Raw genomic sequence first — 22,908 nt, forward strand, 5'->3', positions numbered from 1 at the left:
ACTGCAAATACGAAAAATCCAAAATGATTACTTAATACTCTTTTACTCTTTAATAAAAATTGTTGCATCTCTCCACCTCTTTTAATCATCCAAGGCTTATTTTGTATAAGTCTTTCTCTCTATTCAATTTTTCTTCTTCACATAGATTTTATTTATTTAACTATATAAAGAATATTAGTAATTATAATTTGAAGCTTGTATTTATTCAACCATTTCTTTTTAAACATTTTGACCTTGGTTTCTATTTAACAAAATACATTTGTAACATTTCCTGTTTTCTCCCAAAACTCATCCACTAATTATGACTCCACAAACTATAATCCTTTATTTCCTCATTTGCAAACTAATCTATCTCCAATTTTGGTACATATTTCACATAAGAAAAAGTGTAGTTTGAAGTAATTGCTCAAACTACACTTTTTCTACAATCCTATCCTTTATAACTAACTTCCCCAATTACTCGATAATCTTTTCCATTACGATGATCAACAATTTCCCAACTTCCTCCTACTTCAGGAGTATTTTCCGTTACTTTATTCGTCCCTTCCAATGTAAAAAACCATTTCTTCATCATTTCAGGGTTTATCCACGCTTCAAAAATTTCTTACCATCGCTAATGTTATTTTTGAATAATTATTAATTTCAGTCCCACCTTTATTTAAATGAAAAGATTGTATTTCTTTTCAACAAAACCCCCGCTCTCATAAAAGAGAGCGGGGGTTTTCATCATTCATTATTGACCTTTGTACATTGCATCAACTTGTTTTTGAAGTTCTTCATTTTCTAAGAACTCATCATACGTTGCTACCTTATCAACTACACCGTTTGGCGTTACTTCGATAATACGGTTTGCAATTGTTTGTACGAACTGATGGTCATGAGAAGTGAATAGTAATGTTCCTTTAAATGTGATTAAACCGTTGTTTAATGCTGTAATAGACTCAAGGTCTAAATGGTTCGTTGGATCATCTAATGTTAATACGTTCGCACCGCTTAACATCATTTTAGATAACATACAACGAACTTTTTCTCCTCCAGATAAAACAGAAACGTTTTTCTTTACTTCTTCACCAGAGAATAGCATACGGCCTAAGAAACCACGTAAGAAACTTTCTGATTCATCTTGTGGAGAGAACTGACGTAACCAATCAATTAAAGTGTAATCACTGTTCTCGAAGTACTCAGAGTTATCTCTTGGGAAATGAGCTTGAGATGTTGTTACACCCCATTTGAATGAACCGCTATCTGGCTCCATTTCACCCATAAGAATTTTAAATAATGTTGTCATTGCAATATCGTTACGGCCGATAAATGCAACTTTATCACCTTTATTTAAAGTGAAGTTCACATTATCTAATACTTTTTCTCCGTCGATTGTTTTAGAAATACCTTCAACCGTTAATAAGTCATTTCCTACTTCACGCTCTGGTGTGAAACCAACGAACGGATAACGACGTGATGACGGTCTAATATCATCTAATGTAATTTTATCTAATAATTTTTTACGAGAAGTTGCTTGCTTCGCTTTAGATGCGTTTGAGCTAAAGCGCGCAATAAAGTTTTGTAACTCTTTTACTTTCTCTTCTTTTTTCTTGTTAGAATCTTGCGTTAGTTTTAATGCTAATTGGCTTGATTCATACCAGAAGTCATAGTTACCAACGTATAATTGAATTTTACCGAAATCAAGGTCAGCCATGTGCGTACATACTTTATTTAAGAAGTGACGGTCATGGGATACAACGATAACTGTATTTTCAAAGTTCATTAAGAAGTTTTCTAACCATTGAATCGCTTTTAAGTCCAAGTGGTTGGTAGGCTCATCTAGTAATAGAATGTCAGGTTGACCGAATAAAGCTTGAGCAAGTAATACTTTTACTTTCTCTGCCCCTGTTAATTCAGACATCTTTTTATCATGAATATCTTCACCGATACCTAATCCTTTTAGAAGGATTGCTGCTTCAGACTCAGCTTCCCAACCGTTTAGCTCAGCGAACTCACCTTCAAGTTCTGCAGCACGCATGCCATCTTCATCACTAAAGTCTTCTTTCATGTAAATTGCATTTTTCTCTTGCATTACTTTATAAAGACGTGTGTGACCCATCATTACTGTTTCTAGTGCAGGGAACTCTTCATATTCGAAGTGATTCTGTTTTAATACTGCTAAACGCTCACCTGGCGTAATATGTATGTCACCTGTTGATTGGTCAACTTCTCCAGATAAAATCTTTAGAAATGTTGATTTACCAGCACCGTTTGCTCCAATTAAACCGTAGCAATTACCTGGCGTAAATTTTATGTTAACATCTTCAAATAATTTGCGATCTGCGAAACGCAAACTAACGTTACTTACTGTAATCATTTGTGTCCTCCTACTAATACCACTTATTTCAGCGTTTTCTCACCGATTGTCTTAAAAAATCGCATATTACGACTCAATTATTGTAGACTATAGCTATTATATAGTAGAAGCTGGATGAATAGCAACGGTTGATTGCTTTTATCGTGTGGTTATTACATTGATTTACTGGTTAATACAGCATTTTAAATACTACTAGTTAAATTCCATATATAGTGAATAAGGATTTGTGCTAGCAATGAATTTGTTTTTCGGTATATGTAACTAGTAACAATACTCAAAACAAACGGAAACACACGATATTCCATTAGGATATTATGTATGAAAGAAAAGTGAATATAAATGAATCGGTCATTTCGTTATACAAATTCATATCAAAAAGATATTCACACAACCTCAAGAATATAATTGCCCCATCAAAACTTAACATACCATAAACGAATGATTTGTTTGTTACCCATAAATCCCTTCTACTACAAAAAAGGGCGTGAATATTTTCCGTATTTCCCTAACTATATTTCACCATATATTAGAAAGTATTTTTTTTGTTTATTCGCAAACGTTCTTCACTCTGTTTTCAATAAAAAACTGTAGAGAACACACTCTCTACAGTTTTTTTATTACTTCTTATCAATTATTTTCTTTTTATAACTTTGTATTTTACTCGTTAACCCTATTAAAGCTGGTAATAAAATTGGCATAACAATTAAAGCTAATAGTATAAGGGCAATGCCAACAACTAATGCTACTTGTATTAGCGTTAATACACCTGAAGGAATTAATGCTGCAAATGTCCCACCTAAAATAAGTGCCGCTGATAATACGACTCCTCCTATATGACGAGATGCATTTACAATTTTCGTTACTGAATCCCCTTCTATCTCATTATATCGCATCATTACGAAGATGCTATAATCCACTCCTAAAGCGACAATCATAATGAAGCTAAAGAATGGAACATTCCAGCTTAATGATTCTACATGTAATATATGCGCACTAATTTGTTCACTTATACCAAGTGATGCGAAGTACGCTAATATTAATGATCCAATAATAAATATTGAGTTTAATAATGAACGGGTAATCACTATTAATACAATCGCAATTCCAATTAACATAATCGTAGCTGTACGTAAGAAATCTTGCCCGGTTACTTCTTTTAAATCAACGTTTCTAGCTGTTGTTCCGCCAATTGCTTTTTTCGCCGATTTTAATTCTGTACCATTTAACGTACCGTCTATCGTTTTATTAATTTCTTGAATAATAGGCATCGCTTCTTTTGAATACGGGTTTACGTCTAAAATGATTGTCATTTTAGCAGTTTTTCTATCATGTGACATATACGTATTCAATGCCTGTTGGAAGTCTTCTCCCTCCAAAACTTCTTTTGGGATATAAAACTTCTCTGAGCTTTTCGATTCATTCAGCTCACCTAAATATTTTTGAGCGTCCCCTAGACCGTTACTTACTTTTCCTAAACCTTCTGTACTTTTAGATAAGCCTGATTGTAATTGCCCCATCTTTTCCTGCAAATCTTTCAGTCCAGTTAATAATTGCCCTTGCCCATCATTGATTTTCGTTAGTCCAGATTGTAACTCACCTGATTTGTTCGCAATTTGTTTTGAACCTGTAGCTCCTTCGTTCAAGCCGTTTTTCAGCTCGGTTGCTCCTTTTTGTAATTGCGTAACGCCACTGTTCATTTCTTTTAAACCACTATCTACTTTCAGTAACGATTGATTCGCTTCTTTAAATGAACTCATCGCTGCTTTGTGCTGCGTCGCTAATTGATTTAATTCATTTGAAAGGACACTTAATTGCTTCTGAGCTTCTTTTGTAATTCCTAATGTTTGCTGCACATTAGGATCATTTGCTAATTCTGGTTTTGTTTGAATGAAATTGTTCATTAACATTTCAATTTGTTCATATCCTTTTTTCGCACCATCAATCGCTTGAGAAATACTTCCGAAATATTGATCGTACGAACTTAAACCTTTTTCTAACTGAGTATAACCAGCATGAAGCTGAGAAGTTGCATTTGAAATGGCATTGATATTTCCGTTTAATGATGCTAGCCCATCCTCTATTTGCTTCGCCCCTTGTGCCCCATTGTTTATTCCATTCGATAATTGATTTAAAGCTGTTCCTAATGCTGTTACGCCATTTTCCGCCTCATTTGTTCCATCAATTAACTTTTGAACATTTGCGAGACTATTTGAGTCATTACCACCCATTTTGTCTTTCGCATCAGTTAATCCGTCATTAATTTCTTTTATACCACCATTTGCATCTCCTAAGCCTGTATTCAATTCTCCGGCTTGTTTATTTATATATAATTCTTTAATCTTATCTCCAGTTGGACGCGTCGGTGAATATACTTCTGAAACCCCTTTAACTTTCGAAAGTTTTTCAGTTAGTTCATCTAAAGTTTGTAGAGAAGTCGCTTCATCTAGCTTTTTGTCAGATTGAATAACTAGCGTACCCGGTGAAGAGAAACCAGGCGGGAAATGCTCTTCTATTACATTAATCCCCATTTTTGATTCATACTTATTATCTACTTCAAATAAATCATTGTAATTATGCGTGTTAGAATATTTTAATACGAAAGGAATCGATATCACAAACACAATAATTAAAGCAACAAATGGTCTTGCTACCGAGTTTTTCGCAAAGAATCCCCATAAACGACTATCCTCATGTCCTTTAAATGTTTTAACTGGATAAAACATTCCTTTTCCTAATAGCACCATGAAAAATGGATTTAAAGTGGTTAATACGAGTAATAATACTGCGACACCAATTGCTACCGCTGAAGTAGATTGATATAATTTAAAACTCGCTAATGCAAGAGATGCAAAACCGATTAGTACTGCAATTCCGCTATATAAAACGGTTTTACCTGCTGATTTAAATGTTTCTTTCGTAGCTAAATACGCATTTTCTTGTTTACTTAATTCTTCTTTAAATCTCGTATATAATAAAATGTTATAGTCTGTTCCTACTCCAAACAGGACGACAACTACAAACACTTGTGTAAAGTTTGAAAATGGAAAATTAAATTGATCAACCAAATGAGCAATAATTCCCATTGAAACTAAGTACGATACCCCAACTGTAAGAAGTGAAACGATCGGAACAATTGGTGAACGAAATACAATGATTAATACTACAAGAATGAAAATGATTGAAATAACTTCTGTCTTTTGCACTCCCTCTTGAGAGGATTTAAGAAAATCATCTCCGATTAAGTCACTTCCTGTTAAGTATGTTTTTACCCCTTTCGGTTTAACTTTTTTATGTAGCTCCTCTGCAACTTTTGATATTTCACCATGCTTTTTATCTACCGATATTTGCGTTAAAATAGTCGTATTGTCTTTAGAAATTAACTGTTTTTCCAAGTCTTTATTATCTAAATGTGAAACAACTTCCTTAATTCCTAATTGCTCTTTTTCACTTTGTAACGCATTGATCGTTTTTGTTATTTCCTCTTTTTGCTCAGTAGTTAAAGCTGCTTTATTACCACTATTAAAAACGGCTATAATTTCGTACTTTTCAACACCTTCTTTATCCATCTCTTTTATCATCTTGTCAGCAATACTACTTTGTTCTGTATTAGGAATCGTAATCTGCCCTTTTTCTTTCACTAACTTATCCATATTAGGCATCGTTACGACCATTGTAATAGTAATAACTATCCATAATAGAAAAGATAAACTTCTCCAATTTTTTAATTTGCTCATATGAATCATCTCCTACTTTTAGAATTTCATGTTGCATTCGGAATGAACGTTCATTCCTATTATTCTATTAAATTATTTTTAAATCTATTTACCTACCTCTATCGGAATGAATATTCATTCCTTTAGTTGTGTGGATATATCATCTCCTGTTCTCATTTTATATATCTATTTCGGAATGAATGTTCATTCCTGTCCTTATAGAGCTATAGAATCAAATGATTCTAATAGCATTCCAAGAGCTTTCTTCCAATTCTTTTACTAATTCTTTTGAGTATTCTAATTGCCCTGTTGCCATTACTTTAGTTAATTTTTCTAGCGGTTGATATACAATAATAATTAAAGCAACTGGAGGCAATGGACGGAGCAAACCTTTTGCGATTCCATCTTCTATAATATTCATAAAGAAGCCTATAAAATCGTCAAATATTTTGTTACTCTGTTCATCAAGAAAATAACTATCACAGTGAGAATTTGTAAAAAGAAAAGCATCCACATTATTTCTCGCAAATTCAAATAAACGGTTATAAATATGACTAAACTGTTCACGAATATTTGCTTCAACAGGAAAATCAGTTTTTAGTATTTCAGATAATTGCAACATGCTCTTTGAAAATAGTGAGTTAACGAGTGCCTCTTTATTTTCAAAATAGCGATAAATAGTACCAGCGCCAACATTTGCTTTTTCAGCAATCATCGGAATTGTCGTACCATCGTAACCACGCTCTGCGAAAAGTTTTATAGCAGCATCAAAAATATCCTCTTGTTTATTTTTAGCCATTTTGCTCATCTCAATTTTCAGGAATGAAAATTCATTCCGTTTTTAATTATAAATTACACGGATTAAAAGTCAAGTACGCGACAAAGTAATACAGAATTTTTATAGCCCCTGCTTGTGAATGAAATTACATCAGCGATTTTTAAGATATATCGACTTACCGACAAAAACTGACAACATAGGAGGAAGCCATCCCAAAATTTTATTTGGGACAGCTCGATTTCATATATGTGAATTAAAAGAAATCATAAATAAATGCTTCTCGTACCGGTACTAAATTCTCAAATACTCGTATTTCCTCTTCGCTTCCGCTAATTAATTCAAGTTCTTTTAGCTCTAACGGACGTTTGTAGCCAAACATTATTGTAGATAACGCATTGATATCTAGTCTAATTCCTTTATGCAATGTCTCTTCTTTTATAATTGTTACTTCATGATTTGCAAGTTTCACAGTTACGTTATTCCAAGGTGCAAATGAATCTGTAATTTGTAAGATCACTTCTTGTTGCGCACTGTTCCAATTAAACTCATATTGATTTAAGAACTGCTCCACATCTACAATTCTACCCATAAAATATGGTTTCAGTTCTGCCTTCACTCGCGGTTCTTGCAATGTATATAACAACGGTTCTTTTTCACTTAATATCATTTCAAGTTCTTTAAGCATAGAATCATGCTGGCAAATAAAGTTCCATAGGCCATTTCTCGCTTCATTATGCAGTGGAACAAATTCTTCTACCGTCATTTTAGAATCCTCTATTTTATATAAAATGTAACCTGTCGCATTTTTATTTTCATCATAGTAAACTGCCAATGTTAAATCATGATACACCACTTGTAGCCACCATTTACGTCCGCGAACTAACATACCAGAAAATCGTTCTGCAAATGTTTCATATAGCTTCTCTACGTCTTCTGGATGATTATCTTTACTAAAACGTTTCACTGTACCGTTCACTTGTTTTTTCATAATTAAATCGCTCTTCTCCATATGACATACAAGGCGATTTGCACAAAGCTCCCAGCCGTATTTGCGGTAAAATGAAACGGCAAATGGATGTAACATCGATACACTATATCCATCTCTTTTCATCGTTTGCAGTGAATGCTGAAGTAACTCTTTTACATACCCACTTCTTCTATATTCTGGATAGGTCGCTACCCCTGCAACGCCGCCCATTTTAAATTTGTCTTTGCCTATGTAAATATGAAAAGGAATAAGGTGCAGTTTTGCTGCTAAACCTTTCCCTTCCATAATGCCGTATATTTCATGACTTTCTTTCATTCGAGTAAGTTGCTGCTGCAATCGTTCCTCATTTACTTTATACTGAAAAGCGTATTCTGATAAACGTAATGCTTCTCTGAACTTATCTTCTTTTAATTGTATAACGGTCATATAATTCTCCTCCATTCCCTATATGTATTGTATTATAATTTTGAATGTTTCGGGTTGATGATTAGAAATATATCAACGTTTTGAATCCCAGATAAGATTGGTAGGAAAATATGGATTTTCAACGCTAAGTAAATCCTATAATAAAAAAGCTTAATTTCTCGGTATTGTAAGAGAGAAATTAAGCTTTAGTTAGTTCATATGACTTATAAAGACACATTTACCACTTTAAATAATATTAGGGTGATTTTTCTCGTTGTAAAGTTATAGAAAATTAATCCCCCGCATTATCTTTCCATTTACAGATTCTTAATCATTGTGCGATGAGGGATACCCGCATCTATAAATTCTTCAGAAATACTTTCATACCCTAAGTTTTCATAGAAACCAATTGCATGTTTTTGAGCATTCAATTTCACTTTAGAAATGCCCTGACTTTGTGCAAACTTCTCAATTTCATTCATAATTAATTTTCCAGAACCCGCTTTGCGATCAGTTGCCACTACACAAATTCGTTCAACTTTACCAACGCCATCTACAATACGAAAACGTCCAGCTCCAATTGGCTTGCTATTATCGTATAACACAAAATGAGTAGCGGTTTTGTCATGTTCATCAATTTCTTCTTCTACATCGACTTGTTGTTCTTCTATAAAAACCTTTTGTCGAATAGCGTAAGCATCTTCTAATTGTTGTTGATTATTTACGATTTCTACTATCATAAATATTTCTTCCTTTCTAAGTTGAAATGTTTCATCAATTGTCCAGTTAATAAAATAAATGAAAGCGATTAAAATCAATAGGTACCTTTCTTCTTGTTCGGCTTCTTTTCAACGTTAAGGGAAAAACCTTGTCTCAAAAGTCCTATCGTTGTTAAATAATTCATTTTTAACATTGTAAGTAGCTGGCTTATCAAGTCCTTACGAGCTTAATGTATATTTAATACTGCATATCTGCTTCTCATCACTTTATTTAGCTAACTTTTGAAGTTCTTCGAAGAACGTAGGATATGATACTCCTACTGCTTCTGCATCTTCAATTGTTGTTTTTCCTTCTGCTATACAGCCAGCAATCGCAAGCATCATTCCAATGCGGTGATCACCGTAACTATTTACTGTATGGCCTTTTAGAGCTGATTTTCCGTATATGATCATGCCGTCATCAGTTGCTTCTATGCGAGCTCCTAGTTTCGTTAACTCCGCAACGACTGTATCAATACGGTTTGTTTCTTTTACTTTTAATTCGTGCGCATCTTTAATAACTGTAATTCCTTCTGCTTGCGTTGCCGCTAAAGCAATAACTGGAATTTCATCGATTAATCTTGGGATAATATCTCCACCAATTTCAATTCCTTTTAATGAAGATGTTTCGATCGTAATGTTTGCAGCTGGTTCTGATGCACCTTCATGAATTGGTTCTACAGTGAACGTAGCACCCATTTTCTCTAAAACGTCAATAATACCTGTACGAGTTGGATTCATTCCTACATTTTGTAATACTAGTTTACTATTTGGAATAATTGCTCCTGCTACTAAGAAAAATGCTGCTGATGATACGTCACCTGGCACTTGAACGTCTGTTGCTGTTAACTTTTGTCCACCTGCTAATTTCACTGTTTTTCCTTCGCGAGTTACCTTAACACCAAATGCTTCAAGCATTCTTTCCGTATGGTCGCGTGAAATATGTGGTTCTGTAACAGCTGTTACACCTTCTGCTCGAAGACCTGCAAGTAAAATAGCTGATTTCACCTGCGCACTTGCGACAGGTGAAGTATATTGAATCGCATTTAAATCTCCGCCACGTATTGTGAGCGGCGTAAACGTTCCTTCTTCTCGGCCATCAATTTTTGCACCCATTTGCTTTAATGGATTTGTTACACGTTTCATTGGTCTTTTTGCAATAGACTCATCGCCTTGTACACAAGAAAAGAATGGTGTGTTTGCAAGTATTCCTGACATTAATCGGATCGTTGTACCAGAATTACCAACATCTAATACAGCTTTTGGTTCTTGCAAACCTTCTAATCCTTTTCCAATTACCGTAACTTCGTCTTCATTTTGCGTAATCTCTACTCCCATTTCTTCAAAACAAGAAATCGTACTTAAACAATCCGCACCAGGAAGAAATCCTTTAATTGTTGTTTTTCCATCTGCAATTGCGCCAAACATGACAGCGCGATGCGAAATTGATTTATCACCTGGGATTGTAATTGCGCCATTCAATCCGCCAGTTACAGGTTGTATTGTAGTTACTTTCACATTGTCACCCTCTTTTTTAAATTGTTTCATACGTTTGGTATTCTTCTTTTCCTAGCGCCAGCTTTGCCTTCATGCGATCTTCTTCTCTTTGGAAGCTAATTCTAAGCACTCCAAGCAATCCTTCGCGCGCTTCTAATATTTGCAAGTTTGTAATGCTAATTTCTTCTTCTGCTAAAATACTCGTAATATGAGCTAAAGCCCCTACTTTATCTAAAACATCGACGTATAAGTCGTGATAGGCAGGAATTGCGCCCCTCTTTCGCACTGGTAAAGAATCACGGTATTCTTTTGCGTCAGCAAAATAGTTTTGTATTTCACCTGCATCTCCTTTAGAAACAGTCTTATATAACTCTTCCATTTCTGAGATCCATTCTTCTAATAGTTCCAATAAATGCCCGCGATTTTGCTTTACGATATCACTCCACATTTTCGGACTACTTGATGCGATACGTGTTATATCTTTAAATCCGCCTGCCGCTAGTTGATGAATAAGCGGATTATCCCCGGCATGTTTCTCAACTTGTTTTACTAATCCTGCGGCGATAAGGTGCGGAAAATGGCTAACAATTCCTGTTACATAATCGTGTTCTTTTGTATTTAAAACGAGAAAATGCGAGCCTGTTCCTTTTAACCACTCTTTTAGCTCATCTACTTGATCCGCCTGCACGTGATTCATTGGCGTTAAAATGTAAAATGCGTTTTCGAAAAGATGCGCCTTTGCACTTTCAACGCCAGTTTTATGAGAACCTGCCATTGGATGTCCACCGATAAAAGAAACTTTCTTTGATAATAAAGCTTCTGCTTCATTCATAATTGTCCCTTTCGTACTTCCTACATCGGTAACAATAACATCTTCTCGTAAATGAAATGATGCAAGTTTGTGTAATAACTTTTTCGTTTCTTCAACTGGAGAGGCAAAAACAATTAAATGTGCCTCCTCACATGCACTCTGTAAATCTACTGCTACTTCATCAACTACATGTAATTCTTTTGCGCGCTCTACTTGCTCTTTAAATATGTCATAGCCGGTAATCGTTACATCGTGCTCTTTTTTTATCGCTAATGCAAGTGAGCCTCCTATTAATCCTGTTCCAATTAATACTACCTTTTTACACATTTGTCTCATCTCGAGACTTACTTTTTTTATTTTCAAAGTGTTGTTTTAACACTGAAATCACTCCCTCATTTTGTTCCCTAGTTCCGATTGTAATACGGACGCCATTTGGAAACGGACGAATAATAAACCCCGCGTGCGCACAAGCTTCATAAATTTCCCCAGCATCATCTACTGGTAAGAAGATAAAGTTCGTTTGCGACGGATAAAACGGGATTTCATTTTCTGTACAAAAACTTTTGTACTGTTGTAATCCCTCTTCGTTAACGCGTACTATTTCTTCAATAAACGCTTCATCACTAAAGGCAATCGTTGCGGCTTTTTGTGCTAATGAAGACACGTTAAACGGCAAACGAACGACATTTAATTTCTCGATTAATTCTACTTGTCCAATCGCATACCCAACGCGAAATGATGCTAAACCGTACGCTTTAGAAAACGTTCTTAATATAAGAAGGTTTTTATGTTTTTCTAGAAGCTGTACTGTCTCTGGGAAATCTTTCGCGGTTACGTATTCATAGTATGCTTCGTCAATGACAATTAACGTCTTTTCACTAACTCCCTCAATAAATTGATTTAATTTTCGCTCATCAACATATGTGCCTGTCGGATTATTCGGGTTACAAATCCAAACGATTTTTGTATGTTCATCAATCGCTGAAGAAATTCTATCTAAGTCATATACACCGTTATTTAAAGGAACTTCTTTCACTTCACATCCTTCAATAACCGCATGATGACGGTACTGAGGAAATGTCGCGCCAGCAGTTACGATATTATCTCCTTTACAGAGCACTGCACGACTTATAATTTGAATAACTTCATCGAGCCCACTACCACAAAGTACTTGTTCCATTTGCACTTGTAATTTCTCTGCAATCGTTTGACGGAGCGTTGTAGCTCCGCCATCTGGGTACAATGCATGTTCTTGCCACGATTTTTGTAATTCTCCTAAAACACGAGGTGAACAGCCAAATGGATTTTCATTTGATGCTAACTTAACAAATGAATGGTCCCCGTATACTTCTTTCATTTGCTCTGGTGATTTACCTGGTTTATACGGTTGTAATGATGATAGTTGATTTTTTACTTGCATGCTAAATCCACCTTTTCATTAAAATTCTTTTGCGTATTTGTTATGTTGCGAAATGTTTTGCTTTAATAATTCCATACGATCTTTTCCGAATTGTTCGACTAGTGCATCTGCAAGTTCCCATGCAACGACAGCTTCAGCTACAACACCTGCTGCTGGTACTGCACAGCTATCAGATCTCTCAATACTCGCTTGGAACGCTTCTTTCGTATCAATATCTACGCTTGCTAACGGTTTATATAATGTAGGAATTGGCTTCATTACGCCTCTTACGACAATCGGCATACCTGTTGTCATACCGCCTTCTAAACCGCCGGCATTATTTGTTTTTCTTGTGTAGCCTTTTTCTTCATCCCACATAATTTCATCGTGCACTTTACTTCCAGGCTGTCTTGCCGCTTCAAAACCAATTCCGATTTCAGCACCTTTAAATGCATTCACGCTCATAATAGCTCCGGCAAGTTTTGCATCTAATTTACGGTCGTAATGAACGTAGCTACCCACTCCAATTGGCATACCTTCTGCAATTACCTCAACAATACCACCGATTGAATCTCCGCTACTTTTCGCATCATCAATCGCATCCATCATTTCTTGTTCTACTTCTTTATCTAAACATCGAACTGGTGAGTTTTCAGTAATCGTTTTAATTTCTTCAATTGGTAAGTTTGAAATACGCTTCGCTTGCACCCCACCAATTTCAAGAACATGCCCTGCAATTTCCACACCTAACTCTTTCAAAATTTGTTTCGCAACTGCACCAGCCGCAACTCTAACTGTCGTTTCCCTTGCAGAAGAGCGCTCTAATACGTTTCTTATATCACGATGACCGTATTTAATTGCTCCGTTTAAATCCGCATGTCCTGGACGTGGTTTTGTAATTGTACGTTTCATTTCTTTACTTTCTTGCTCCGAAATCGGGTCTGCACCCATTACTTTCGTCCAATGTTTGAAATCATCATTTTTTACGATTAACGTAATCGGCGAGCCAAGTGTCATCCCGTGACGAACACCACTTACAATTTCAACTGTATCAGTTTCAATTTGCATGCGTCTTCCGCGTCCATGCCCTTTTTGTCTTCTTAATAATTCTTTATTAATATGTTCCGCCGTAAGTGTTAAACCTGCTGGTACACCTTCTAAAATAACGGTTAACTGCGGACCATGTGATTCTCCAGCTGTAATGTATCTCATTTCTCTTGCCCCTTTACTATTTTTTTGTACAAAAAAGTCCCTACTGAGCGCTCAGTAGGGACGATGTTTATCGCGGTACCACCCTAGTTGTAGACAACTTTCGTCTACCTCTCTTCTTCTTTAACGATCGTTTGACCGTCTTTCCCTCCAAAAGTTGGCGGGAAAGATGCTCCAAGGCTGTAATTCATGCTTACCTTTGTACTGATTCACACCGGCCATCAGCTCTCTTTAACAGTGAGATAAGCACTACTGTTTCCTCTTCAGCGCATATATGATATGGAATTAAGATAATTTATTTTTGAAACCTTTTAACTCATCCATGAATCTATGGAATTCTGGAATATCCATTTGTTGTGCAGAATCTGATAATGCAACTGCTGGGTCTGGATGAACTTCCGCCATTACTGCATCCGCACCAATTGCTAGTGCCGCTTTCGCTGTTGGTAATAATAGATCTCTACGTCCTGTTGAATGTGTTACGTCAACGATAACTGGTAAATGTGTTTCTTTCTTTAAAATCGGTACTGCTGAAATGTCTAATGTGTTACGTGTCGCTCTTTCGTATGTGCGAATACCGCGCTCACATAGAATAATTTGGTCATTTCCTTGCGCAATAATGTATTCCGCTGCATTGATGAACTCATCAATTGTTGCTGCTAAACCACGTTTTAATAATACTGGCTTGTTAACTTTACCTACAGCTCGTAGTAAATCGAAGTTTTGCATGTTACGTGCTCCAACTTGAATTACATCAACGTATTCTAATGCCATTTCCACATCGTTTGGATTTAAAATTTCACTAATAATCGCTAAGTCGAACTCATCTGCTACTTGGCGTAAAATTTGTAAACCTTCTACTCCTAAACCTTGGAAATCGTATGGCGATGTTCTTGGTTTGAAAGCACCACCACGCATTAATTTAAGCCCTTGATCTTTCATCGCTTGCCCAACTTGGCGAACTTGCTCTAAGCTTTCTACCGCACAAGGTCCCATAATGAACGTTTGTGTTCCGTTTCCAATCAATTCGCCTTTCACATTAACGATTGTATTTTCTTTTTTCTTTTTACGTGATACTAGTAACGCTTTACGGTTATCATCTTCTTGTAATTCTAAGCTTGCTTTGAAAATCGTTTTGAAAATATGTTGAACCGTTGACGTTTCGAATGGTCCTTCGTTATTTTCTGCGATCATATCAAGCACTTCACGCTCACGTACTGGATCAAAACGTTTCGTACCTTGTACTTGTTTTTGCTCCCCAATTTTTTGAACGATTTCACCACGTTTGTTTAAAAGGTGTAATAGTTGTAAGTTAATTTCATCTACCTGTTTACGTAATTGATCTAATTCATGATTTGCCATTTGGAAATCCTCCTCTAATGTTTTAAAAGTATAGTAAGAGAATGGAAAATTCTCTATTTTCTGAACTGATAAATTATACAAATTTAAAGTGGAATCGATACCTCTTCTTATTTTAAACTAATAATTACCATAAAGACACTATCTACTAGTTAAAAATCCACATTTTTTGTACAAAAAATCCCTACTGATCCAATCAGTAGGGACGATATTTATCGCGGTACCACCCTAGTTGTAGACTCACTTTCCGTCTACCTCTCTTCATTGTTAACGATCAATGTGACCGTCTTTCCCTTCATAAAGACAATACTATCTTTACTACGAAAAAGATGCTCCAGGACTGTAATTCGCTCTTGTTTTTGTACTGGTTCGCACCAACCACCAGCTCTCTGTTACAGGGAAACAACAACTACTCCTTTTCCTTTCAACGCATATATATTTTATTTTCAAGTTGGACCATTAAAATACAAAAAGTCCCTACTGAATAAATCAGTAGGGACGATATTTATCGCGGTACCACCCTAGTTGTAGACTAACTTTCCGTCTACCTCTCTTCACTGTTAACGATCATTTGACCGCTCTTTCTTCATAAAGACAATACTATCTTTACTACGAAAAAGATGCTCCAAGACTGTAATTCATGATTATCCCTGTACTGGTTCACACCAACCACCAGCTCTCTGTTACAGTAAGACTAACCACTACTGTGATCTCTTCATTGCACTTTGTTTATTCAAATGTTTTTGAAATTGAATAAGTATGATTCGTATTATAGAACGCTTTTCAAAACACTGTCAACAATTTTTTATTCATTTTTTAAAATTCCGTTTTTCGCCCTATGATTCCTCTTGTAAATTCTCCGTTACAATTCCGATGCGAATCATCTCATTTTCTATTAAATTTAATACATGTCTTTCTAACCCATACTTGGTTAATAGTTCTTTTATTTGTATGATCTCACTTTCAAGTAAATCGGCTTCTTGACACGTCTGAAGTAAAGTAAAAAACACATTTGCATACAATTCTTTATACGCTTTCATACTCTCCTTCTTTTCAAGTATCTCGATAAATAATTGTTTCATTTCTTCTTGATTACATTGTCCTTCCACACCTTGAAATTTACTCGAAATAATATTTAGTCCTTTTTCTAAAACCTCATCCATGCATAAAACAATACGTAAAAGCATCATATATTCTCTCGTTGATATTACGCCCATTTTCGGACGTTCTCTTAAAAACACACTAAGCCACGCTGTCCAAAATTTTTGTTGTTCCTTACCACTTAACGTTTTTACGTAGTAGCATAAATACTGCATAAATTTAATTTTATTCTCTTCGTTTTCTTGCATCAAAAGTGGGTATAACCAATCTGTTTTTTGCTCCCAATATAATACGCATTTAATAAATACAAAGCTAAGCCATTTTAAAAATGCTTCTCTCGTATATGGATATAGTGCATCTAAATGTTCTACCGCATACTTAATATATCGCTTTATCTCTGTAAACAAAGGTACATTAATTTGCGTATTACATAACCCCGCCCACGCATATTTCGTAAACTCACTTTCTTTCTTTAAATCTAAGTAAGGTAATACATTTTTTCGACACCATTGCTTCTCAATATGGTATAAAAACGTAATATCTGCTGTTAAACGAGCAAACATAAAGTTCGTTCTTTCCGAAGTAACTCTTACCTGTTCCTCAAATAAAAATAAATATTCATACACATTGCGATCGTATAAATGATCATATGCTAACAGTTTTAGTAATACAGCAGTCATTTTCCCAACAGGATGCTGAATAGATTCATTGTAAAATTCTTGTTTTCCAATCTTAAAATCCGTTTCCCCTCTCATTACTTGTGGAAATACGGAAAATGCAAATCGTTTTACAACACGTATACTATTCTCCTCTAGCTCTTCTAATCGATTACTAATTTCATAAAGAAAACTACTAATTAACCAATGAAAAGCAGTATTTCTAACAAACTTTTGCAATAGCGGAATGACCTTTTGGATTTGCTCATCCGTCAAATTTCTATTATTTCGCCACTCTCTAATACAAACAAACCAAACTTCATTACTTATTTCATGCACGCCAATTAGTTGGTATGCAAACGAAATACTCCACTCTACATTCAATTTACATGCTTTTGATAACATTTCTAAAAAATGGCGTTGTTCAAAAACACCATCTTGAGAAAATTGCTGCACTTGCTTCATTATTTCATCGTCTTTCAGCTGCAGTAATCCATCAGCTGTTACATTACACGTAATGCTTTGTTCAATAGATTCTTTCTTTGGAACACTGTATCGATCAGAAGAAAAATGAGGATGCTTCTGTTTCATTAATTCATATCCTTCTATCGTACATCGACTATTCGAATCACATGCAAATAATAAATCTAAAACGAGACAAGCATCAAACGCCCTCTCCTCTGCAAGGTGCTTTATTACAGTTTGAATAATTTCTTCTTTTGTTTCTTCTAAAGCATTTGCGTAGTAGCCCTTTAAAACTTGAAAAACTTCATGTTTATATGTGAAGTCTAAAAGAAGACCTTCATACAACAACCACTTCATTTTGTCGTCCACAGTAACGAATACATTTTTACTCATTGCTTCAATCGCAATTCGCTTTTGAAGTACACTATCTGTTTCTATCATTTCTGTAATATAATAATTCGCTTTTTTCTCATTGTTTTCACATAAATATGTAAGACACTCTTTTACAATTTGAATTAAAAACGTAAAATCATTTTGCTGTAACTCTTGCTCTGAAATTTCTCTATCTCTTTTTTTTAGTACACTTTGTCTTAATGACAATAGTTGTATCTTTTCTAATCCCATTACCATAATAGGAGCAGCATAGTATGAAATATGTGGTCTCATTTTCTCTTTCCAAATTCGCTCTACATGAGAAAAAATAGGCACCGGCAAACGACTCGATTCCACAAGTTCTATGGATTCTTGCGTATCATTTCCCCATCTTCTTACACGTTTCAATTTAAGTTTCCCGTCTAAAATAAACGTTAACAACAACAAGCCAATTTCTTTATGCTCAGGAAAAGAACATTTTTGCAGTAAGTAAGAAATCTTTTCTATAGAGCTACTATCTTTTTCTGCCGTTTCTAATACAAGCAATGTCCATTTTGCAAATAACAAAGGATCCATCGTTTCCTTCGTTTCGTTCAAATACGTACAAATTGTTCGCCACAATAACGGGGATATTTTAGAATGATTTTTAAAAATCAATTGAAATAGTTCTTTTTGATGACTAAATAGAAATTGCTCCACTAACCATTCCGCAAGCAATTCATCTACTTCATCATAATTTGCTGTAAGCAGAAATAAATTTCTTAGTTTCCCCTCCGCTTCAAGCCATTCCACCCATTCGTAATCACGAGCAAATTCAACAAAGTACCGAACGGTTTCTATTTTTTTTATTGATTGTTTTATATAGGATAATTGCTCCTGCTCTACTGATGGAGGAACGGTTACAATATCACGAATACGCATTCTTTTCGTAATATAATTATCCCCCATTAATTCCGCCCACCGCTTCACCGCTTTCACAAGTGCCTGATGATTATTTGCTTTATTCGGATACACAATCGGTCTTATCCCTAAATGTTCCCAATGATATGTATTATCACCTTGTGCGACGAAAGCATAACGCCTTGTACTCGGTGGTAAGCCTGTTGCTAAATACTTCATTACAGGATCATTATGACTATACCCAACGAATAAAACAGTGTAATTTGAAAATAAATCAACTAAAAATCGTCTCGCCCATCCTTCCGTTAAGTAAGCCCTTCCAAAATCACCATCCGTTAAAATTAAAGCTTCTTTCTCTTGTTCTATATTCCCATGTATGTAAGCCAACCCTTTAAACGCTCTCCCTGTCGGTAACGCAGGTGCGTAATAAATATTCAGCTCTCTATTCATTTCTGTAATTACAGACGTAAAATGTTGATCAAAGTTTGTCGTTACAATTCGAACATCCGTATCTAACGGAAACAGCCTTGGAATCGCATAGTGTAATGGATTTGGTTTTGATTTTTCTATATTAACGAGGTCTCTTGCAACTTGATGCACATCTTTCGTTTTCGCAATTTTACCGAGATAATAATCGTGGGGTTCTGTCATCTCACGCTTTTCGACATATAAAGCTTTCGAAATTTCATCAACTAAATCATCGAAATTCGGTAAGTTTGATTTCCCCTTCATAGAAACTCCTGCTCCAACGAATAATACTAACTTCCCTTGTTCAAGGTGATCGATTAACTCATCTGGAATTTCTACTTCTGAAGTAATCCACATCCCGGATTCCCCCTTACCTAAAAATGTCATACGTTCTCATTTCACTATAACATTTTTCAGTTGTTTTTTTAATATTTAGATAAAATTTCGACGTGATAAAGTTTTATATAAATTAAATAGTTCCAATGTATGAACTCCTGAATTTATTGCAAAACTATGTATAAATCGGAGGTGTAACTATTGAATGGTTTTACTGTAGTACTTATCAAATTCATATCGTGCATTATCGCATTTAGTATCGGACTAGCTTTATTTTTTCCCGCAACGTTCGTCCAAATTATTTCATTCAGTCTTTTTGTGACAATCGTATCTTATATGTTCGTTGATAAAATTATTTTAAATCGCATTGGCAATACTGGTGCCATTATGACAGATTTCTTATTAGCGTATTTAAGCGTTTGGATTTTCGGTAATATTTTATTAGACAACTACATGCAAATTGCATGGGGAAGTATCCTTTCAGCGATTGTCTTCACATTATCAGAAGTAATTGTACATCGCTTCTCTAACTCACACACAAGACATCAAAACGATAATATTCATATTAATCGCCGTTTTGCATATGGTACGGAGTTTGCTGAAGAACAGAATGTGTTGGATAAAGATAAGAAGAAGTAACATTTTGATGAAGGAGCTCTCTTTTTAATCGTGTGGGCTCCTTTTTCTGTACTGTCATTTCGGTACATGAAATTACATAGACCTACCGACAATATTTGATACGTTATCTTCAAATAAAAAACTGCCTCTTATTTAGAGGCAGCCGCTTTCAAATCTTTTAACGTCACAACATCAGCAAACGCTCCAAACACTACGTTATGATGCTTCACAATATTTTCAGCACGTAACACATCTGTATCAAATGTACTATGTGCATCACTTACTAACGTTACTTTATACCCTTCACTAAATGCTCTGCGTGTTGTCGTATCCACACAGTACTCAGTTTGCATGCCTGAAATAATGACGTGTTCAATTCCTTTTTCTTGTAACACTTCGTTTAAGTTTGTTTTATGGAATGAATCTGGCGTCGTCTTTTCAACGATACTATCACCCTCTTGTGGTGCAATTGCCGCATGCACCTTCCAGCCATCTGTACCTTTTTCTAACGGGTGATCTTTTGGCCCGTTATGTTGGACATAAATAACCGGAATATCATTTGAGCGACATTCCTCAATGAGCGCTTGCAATGTTTCTAAAAACTTTTCCCCATTATGTACTGGCATTCCTGCTGTATACATACCCGCTTGCACATCAATAACTATTAATGCTTTTTTCATTTCACACAGCTCCCTTTGTTTGTATACTCCCCTTGCATATTCATTAGAATTGTTTATATTCCACCATCCAACAATCTTCTAATTTCCCCTCATGTAACTCGTGTTCCTTTAAAATCTTCACTTTTTTAAATCCGCATTTTTCATAACAGCTTATCGCACGCTCATTATTTACTCTAGGATCCATCGCTATCGCTTCTGCTCCTAAACTCTCTATAATGTATGTAATGGCTGCTTGAACGAGATTTGTTCCAATCCCTTTTCCCCAAAAGATCGGTTCACCGATAAATTGGTCCATGCCCCATATATTTTTTGATTCTTCATATCCATATAAAGCTTTCCATTCAGAATCAACAGGATACATTTGTATGTAACCGATCGGTACTTCATCAAATTCTACTAAACATCTTTTTTCATTACTATTTGGATTATGTATAAAATGTTCAAGTACATTCTCTACAGATTGCGGATTATCTCTTCCTTCGTAATACTGTAAAACTTTTGGATCTGTTAACCATTTGGAGATGATAGGTGCATCGTCTTTTGTTACATATCTAACCGATAAATTATTGTTTTGAAATAACATATAGCACCTCGTTGCTAGTATTTTATAAACTGTTAAACTTTATTTTACATCATCATCTTTCTTATTTAATGACTTCTACTCCTCCCATGTATGGACGCAATACTTCTGGGATTATAACTGAGCCGTCTTCTTGTTGGTAGTTTTCTAAAATAGCTGCTACTGTACGCCCTATAGCTAACCCAGAACCATTTAATGTGTGCACAAATTCTGGTTTTGCACCTGGTGTACGACGGAAACGTATGCTTGCACGACGCGCTTGGAAATCTTCACAGTTTGAGCAAGAAGATATTTCACGATATACCCCATAACTTGGTAACCAAACTTCAATGTCATATGTTTTCGCAGCTGGAAATGCTATATCAGCTGTACATAATACGATAACTCGATAAGGTAATCGTAACAATTGTAGTACTCTTTCGGCATTCGCAGTTAATTTTTCTAACTCATCGTATGATTCTTCTGGCTTAGTATATTTAACCATTTCAACTTTGCTAAATTGGTGCTGGCGAATAAGTCCTCTCGTGTCACGTCCTGCACTACCAGCTTCAGAACGGAAACATGGCGTATGAGCGGTAAAATTAATAGGTAATTCTGCACCATTTAATATTTCGTCACGATAATAGTTCGCTAATGGTACTTCCGCCGTTGGAATTAAAGAGTAATCTGTGTCTTTTAATGTAAATACATCTTCTTTAAATTTCGGGAATTGTCCGGTTCCTATTAAACTATCGCTATTTACGATAAACGGTGGAATCATTTCTGTATATCCATGTTCTTCAACATGTAAATCTAGCATAAAGTTAGCTACTGCTCGCTCTAAACGTGCTCCCAAGCCATTGTAATATACAAAGCGGCTTCCTGTTACTTTTGCTGCTCGCTCAAAATCTAGTAATCCTAATTTTTCAGCAACTTCCCAATGTGGTTTTGCTTCAAATGAAAATTCGTTTATTTCTCCCCACTTACGTAATTCAACATTATCATCTTCTGATGCCCCAATAGGCACTGTTTCATTAGGTATATTTGGTAATGCCATTAATATAGAATTCAACTCCTCTTCTACATTACGTAACTCATCATCTAACGTTTTAATACTTTCTCCTACTTCACGCATTTCACTAATAAGTTCATTAGCATCTTGTTTTTCACGCTTTAACTTCGCAATACGCTCAGATACTCCATTACGTTTACTTTTTAATTCTTCTACTTCTACTAACAGTTCACGACGATTTTGATCTAATTCTTCAAAAGTATCCAATTCAAGAAACTCTCCACCGCGATTAATCAATTTTTTCTTTACTTCTTCAAAATTAGCACGTAATACTTTTACATCTAACATGTCTTATCTCTCCTTTAATAAGTGACTAATGTCATCTTCTTCGTTCACATTAAGCTTTTAAGATAGGGAATCTCACTAAAAAAACACAAAAAACTCCCGTCCCTATAAAAGGGACGA

The 22,908-nt window shown here is 35.3% G+C and carries 16 protein-coding genes, 1 pseudogene and 4 other annotated features (1 of these 21 only partly in view); of the genes and pseudogenes, 1 reads left to right on the top strand and 16 read right to left on the bottom strand.

The window, feature by feature from the left end; all coding sequences use genetic code 11:
- Nucleotides 1–448: 448 nt before the first annotated feature.
- The 13 genes and pseudogenes from KI356_RS10710 to KI356_RS10770 all read right to left on the bottom strand — a co-directional run.
- Nucleotides 449–641: pseudogene (locus KI356_RS10710) on the bottom strand (SRPBCC family protein); the annotation flags it as partial.
- 92 nt (nucleotides 642–733) lie between these two features.
- Nucleotides 734–2,359, bottom strand: coding sequence for an ABC-F family ATP-binding cassette domain-containing protein (locus KI356_RS10715; RefSeq protein ID WP_002110450.1), 1,626 nt, complete (start codon nucleotides 2,357–2,359; stop codon nucleotides 734–736).
- Nucleotides 2,360–2,541: 182 nt separating this feature from the next.
- Nucleotides 2,542–2,700, bottom strand: coding sequence for a CPBP family glutamic-type intramembrane protease (locus KI356_RS10720; protein ID WP_307856594.1), 159 nt, complete (start codon nucleotides 2,698–2,700; stop codon nucleotides 2,542–2,544).
- Nucleotides 2,701–2,976: 276 nt separating this feature from the next.
- A complete protein-coding gene (locus KI356_RS10725; protein ID WP_128280351.1) occupies nucleotides 2,977–6,093 on the bottom strand; it encodes an MMPL family transporter in 3,117 nt (1,038 codons plus the stop codon).
- Nucleotides 6,094–6,304: 211 nt separating this feature from the next.
- Nucleotides 6,305–6,871 carry a TetR/AcrR family transcriptional regulator gene (locus KI356_RS10730; RefSeq protein ID WP_002110452.1) on the bottom strand — a complete coding sequence of 189 codons (567 nt, stop codon included), beginning with the start codon at nucleotides 6,869–6,871 and terminating at the stop codon, nucleotides 6,305–6,307.
- 232 nt (nucleotides 6,872–7,103) lie between these two features.
- Nucleotides 7,104–8,264, bottom strand: a complete 1,161-nt coding sequence (locus tag KI356_RS10735; protein ID WP_212935401.1) for a GNAT family N-acetyltransferase — start codon at nucleotides 8,262–8,264, stop codon at nucleotides 7,104–7,106.
- Between the two features lie 296 nt (nucleotides 8,265–8,560).
- Nucleotides 8,561–8,983 (bottom strand): GNAT family N-acetyltransferase, encoded by a 423-nt coding sequence (locus tag KI356_RS10740; RefSeq protein WP_033714084.1) that lies wholly within the window; start codon nucleotides 8,981–8,983, stop codon nucleotides 8,561–8,563.
- A gap of 246 nt (nucleotides 8,984–9,229) precedes the next feature.
- Nucleotides 9,230–10,519 carry a 3-phosphoshikimate 1-carboxyvinyltransferase gene (aroA, locus tag KI356_RS10745; protein ID WP_212935423.1) on the bottom strand — a complete coding sequence of 430 codons (1,290 nt, stop codon included), beginning with the start codon at nucleotides 10,517–10,519 and terminating at the stop codon, nucleotides 9,230–9,232.
- A gap of 16 nt (nucleotides 10,520–10,535) precedes the next feature.
- A complete protein-coding gene (tyrA, locus tag KI356_RS10750) occupies nucleotides 10,536–11,636 on the bottom strand; it encodes a prephenate dehydrogenase (protein WP_128280353.1) in 1,101 nt (366 codons plus the stop codon).
- Nucleotides 11,629–12,729 carry a histidinol-phosphate transaminase gene (hisC, locus tag KI356_RS10755; protein WP_212935402.1) on the bottom strand — a complete coding sequence of 367 codons (1,101 nt, stop codon included), beginning with the start codon at nucleotides 12,727–12,729 and terminating at the stop codon, nucleotides 11,629–11,631. Before hisC ends, tyrA begins: the two co-directional genes overlap by 8 nt.
- An 18-nt stretch (nucleotides 12,730–12,747) precedes the next feature.
- The gene (gene aroC / locus KI356_RS10760; RefSeq protein WP_212935403.1) at nucleotides 12,748–13,920 is read right to left on the bottom strand and encodes a chorismate synthase; all 1,173 of its coding nucleotides are present in this window, start codon (nucleotides 13,918–13,920) and stop codon (nucleotides 12,748–12,750) included.
- A gap of 53 nt (nucleotides 13,921–13,973) precedes the next feature.
- Nucleotides 13,974–14,193, bottom strand: a binding site (T-box leader).
- A 9-nt stretch (nucleotides 14,194–14,202) separates the two neighbouring features.
- Nucleotides 14,203–15,279, bottom strand: coding sequence for a bifunctional 3-deoxy-7-phosphoheptulonate synthase/chorismate mutase (locus tag KI356_RS10765; RefSeq protein WP_002120208.1), 1,077 nt, complete (start codon nucleotides 15,277–15,279; stop codon nucleotides 14,203–14,205).
- 195 nt (nucleotides 15,280–15,474) lie between these two features.
- Nucleotides 15,475–15,713, bottom strand: a binding site (T-box leader).
- Nucleotides 15,714–15,767: 54 nt separating this feature from the next.
- Nucleotides 15,768–16,004 (bottom strand) — a binding site (T-box leader).
- A gap of 108 nt (nucleotides 16,005–16,112) precedes the next feature.
- Nucleotides 16,113–19,625 carry a DUF4020 domain-containing protein gene (locus KI356_RS10770; protein ID WP_212935404.1) on the bottom strand — a complete coding sequence of 1,171 codons (3,513 nt, stop codon included), beginning with the start codon at nucleotides 19,623–19,625 and terminating at the stop codon, nucleotides 16,113–16,115.
- 150 nt (nucleotides 19,626–19,775) lie between these two features.
- On the opposite strand from KI356_RS10770, the gene KI356_RS10775 reads away from it, so the two are divergent.
- A complete protein-coding gene (locus KI356_RS10775; protein WP_128280357.1) occupies nucleotides 19,776–20,213 on the top strand; it encodes a YndM family protein in 438 nt (145 codons plus the stop codon).
- A gap of 128 nt (nucleotides 20,214–20,341) precedes the next feature.
- On the opposite strand, the gene KI356_RS10780 is transcribed toward KI356_RS10775, so the two are convergent.
- From KI356_RS10780 to serS, 3 genes are all read right to left on the bottom strand, one after another.
- Entirely contained in the window at nucleotides 20,342–20,872 is a 531-nt protein-coding gene (locus KI356_RS10780) for a cysteine hydrolase family protein (protein ID WP_212935405.1), read from the bottom strand.
- Between the two features lie 43 nt (nucleotides 20,873–20,915).
- On the bottom strand, nucleotides 20,916–21,455 hold the full coding sequence (locus tag KI356_RS10785) for a GNAT family N-acetyltransferase (protein WP_212935406.1): 540 nt from the start codon (nucleotides 21,453–21,455) through the stop codon (nucleotides 20,916–20,918).
- 61 nt (nucleotides 21,456–21,516) lie between these two features.
- Nucleotides 21,517–22,791: a serine--tRNA ligase gene (gene serS, locus KI356_RS10790; protein WP_212935407.1), complete on the bottom strand. Its 1,275-nt coding sequence runs from the start codon at nucleotides 22,789–22,791 to the stop codon at nucleotides 21,517–21,519.
- Nucleotides 22,792–22,897: 106 nt separating this feature from the next.
- Nucleotides 22,898–22,908: a binding site (T-box leader), on the bottom strand; it runs 220 nt beyond the window's last position.

It is taken from the genome of Bacillus hominis (assembly GCF_018332515.1).
Classification (GTDB): domain Bacteria; phylum Bacillota; class Bacilli; order Bacillales; family Bacillaceae_G; genus Bacillus_A; species Bacillus_A hominis.

What these genes read in the sequence shown, in the direction of transcription:
- serS (WP_212935407.1), bottom strand. Translation starts at nt 22,791, where the DNA reads ATGTTAGATGTAAAAGTATTACGTGCTAATTTTGAAGAAGTAAAGAAA.
- KI356_RS10780 (WP_212935405.1), bottom strand. Translation starts at nt 20,872, where the DNA reads ATGAAAAAAGCATTAATAGTTATTGATGTGCAAGCGGGTATGTATACA.
- KI356_RS10735 (WP_212935401.1), bottom strand. Translation starts at nt 8,264, where the DNA reads ATGACCGTTATACAATTAAAAGAAGATAAGTTCAGAGAAGCATTACGT.
- hisC (WP_212935402.1), bottom strand. Translation starts at nt 12,729, where the DNA reads ATGCAAGTAAAAAATCAACTATCATCATTACAACCGTATAAACCAGGT.
- tyrA (WP_128280353.1), bottom strand. Translation starts at nt 11,636, where the DNA reads ATGTGTAAAAAGGTAGTATTAATTGGAACAGGATTAATAGGAGGCTCA.
- aroC (WP_212935403.1), bottom strand. Translation starts at nt 13,920, where the DNA reads ATGAGATACATTACAGCTGGAGAATCACATGGTCCGCAGTTAACCGTT.
- KI356_RS10730 (WP_002110452.1), bottom strand. Translation starts at nt 6,871, where the DNA reads ATGGCTAAAAATAAACAAGAGGATATTTTTGATGCTGCTATAAAACTT.
- KI356_RS10785 (WP_212935406.1), bottom strand. Translation starts at nt 21,455, where the DNA reads ATGTTATTTCAAAACAATAATTTATCGGTTAGATATGTAACAAAAGAC.
- KI356_RS10740 (WP_033714084.1), bottom strand. Translation starts at nt 8,983, where the DNA reads ATGATAGTAGAAATCGTAAATAATCAACAACAATTAGAAGATGCTTAC.
- KI356_RS10725 (WP_128280351.1), bottom strand. Translation starts at nt 6,093, where the DNA reads ATGAGCAAATTAAAAAATTGGAGAAGTTTATCTTTTCTATTATGGATA.
- KI356_RS10770 (WP_212935404.1), bottom strand. Translation starts at nt 19,625, where the DNA reads ATGACATTTTTAGGTAAGGGGGAATCCGGGATGTGGATTACTTCAGAA.
- KI356_RS10765 (WP_002120208.1), bottom strand. Translation starts at nt 15,279, where the DNA reads ATGGCAAATCATGAATTAGATCAATTACGTAAACAGGTAGATGAAATT.
- KI356_RS10715 (WP_002110450.1), bottom strand. Translation starts at nt 2,359, where the DNA reads ATGATTACAGTAAGTAACGTTAGTTTGCGTTTCGCAGATCGCAAATTA.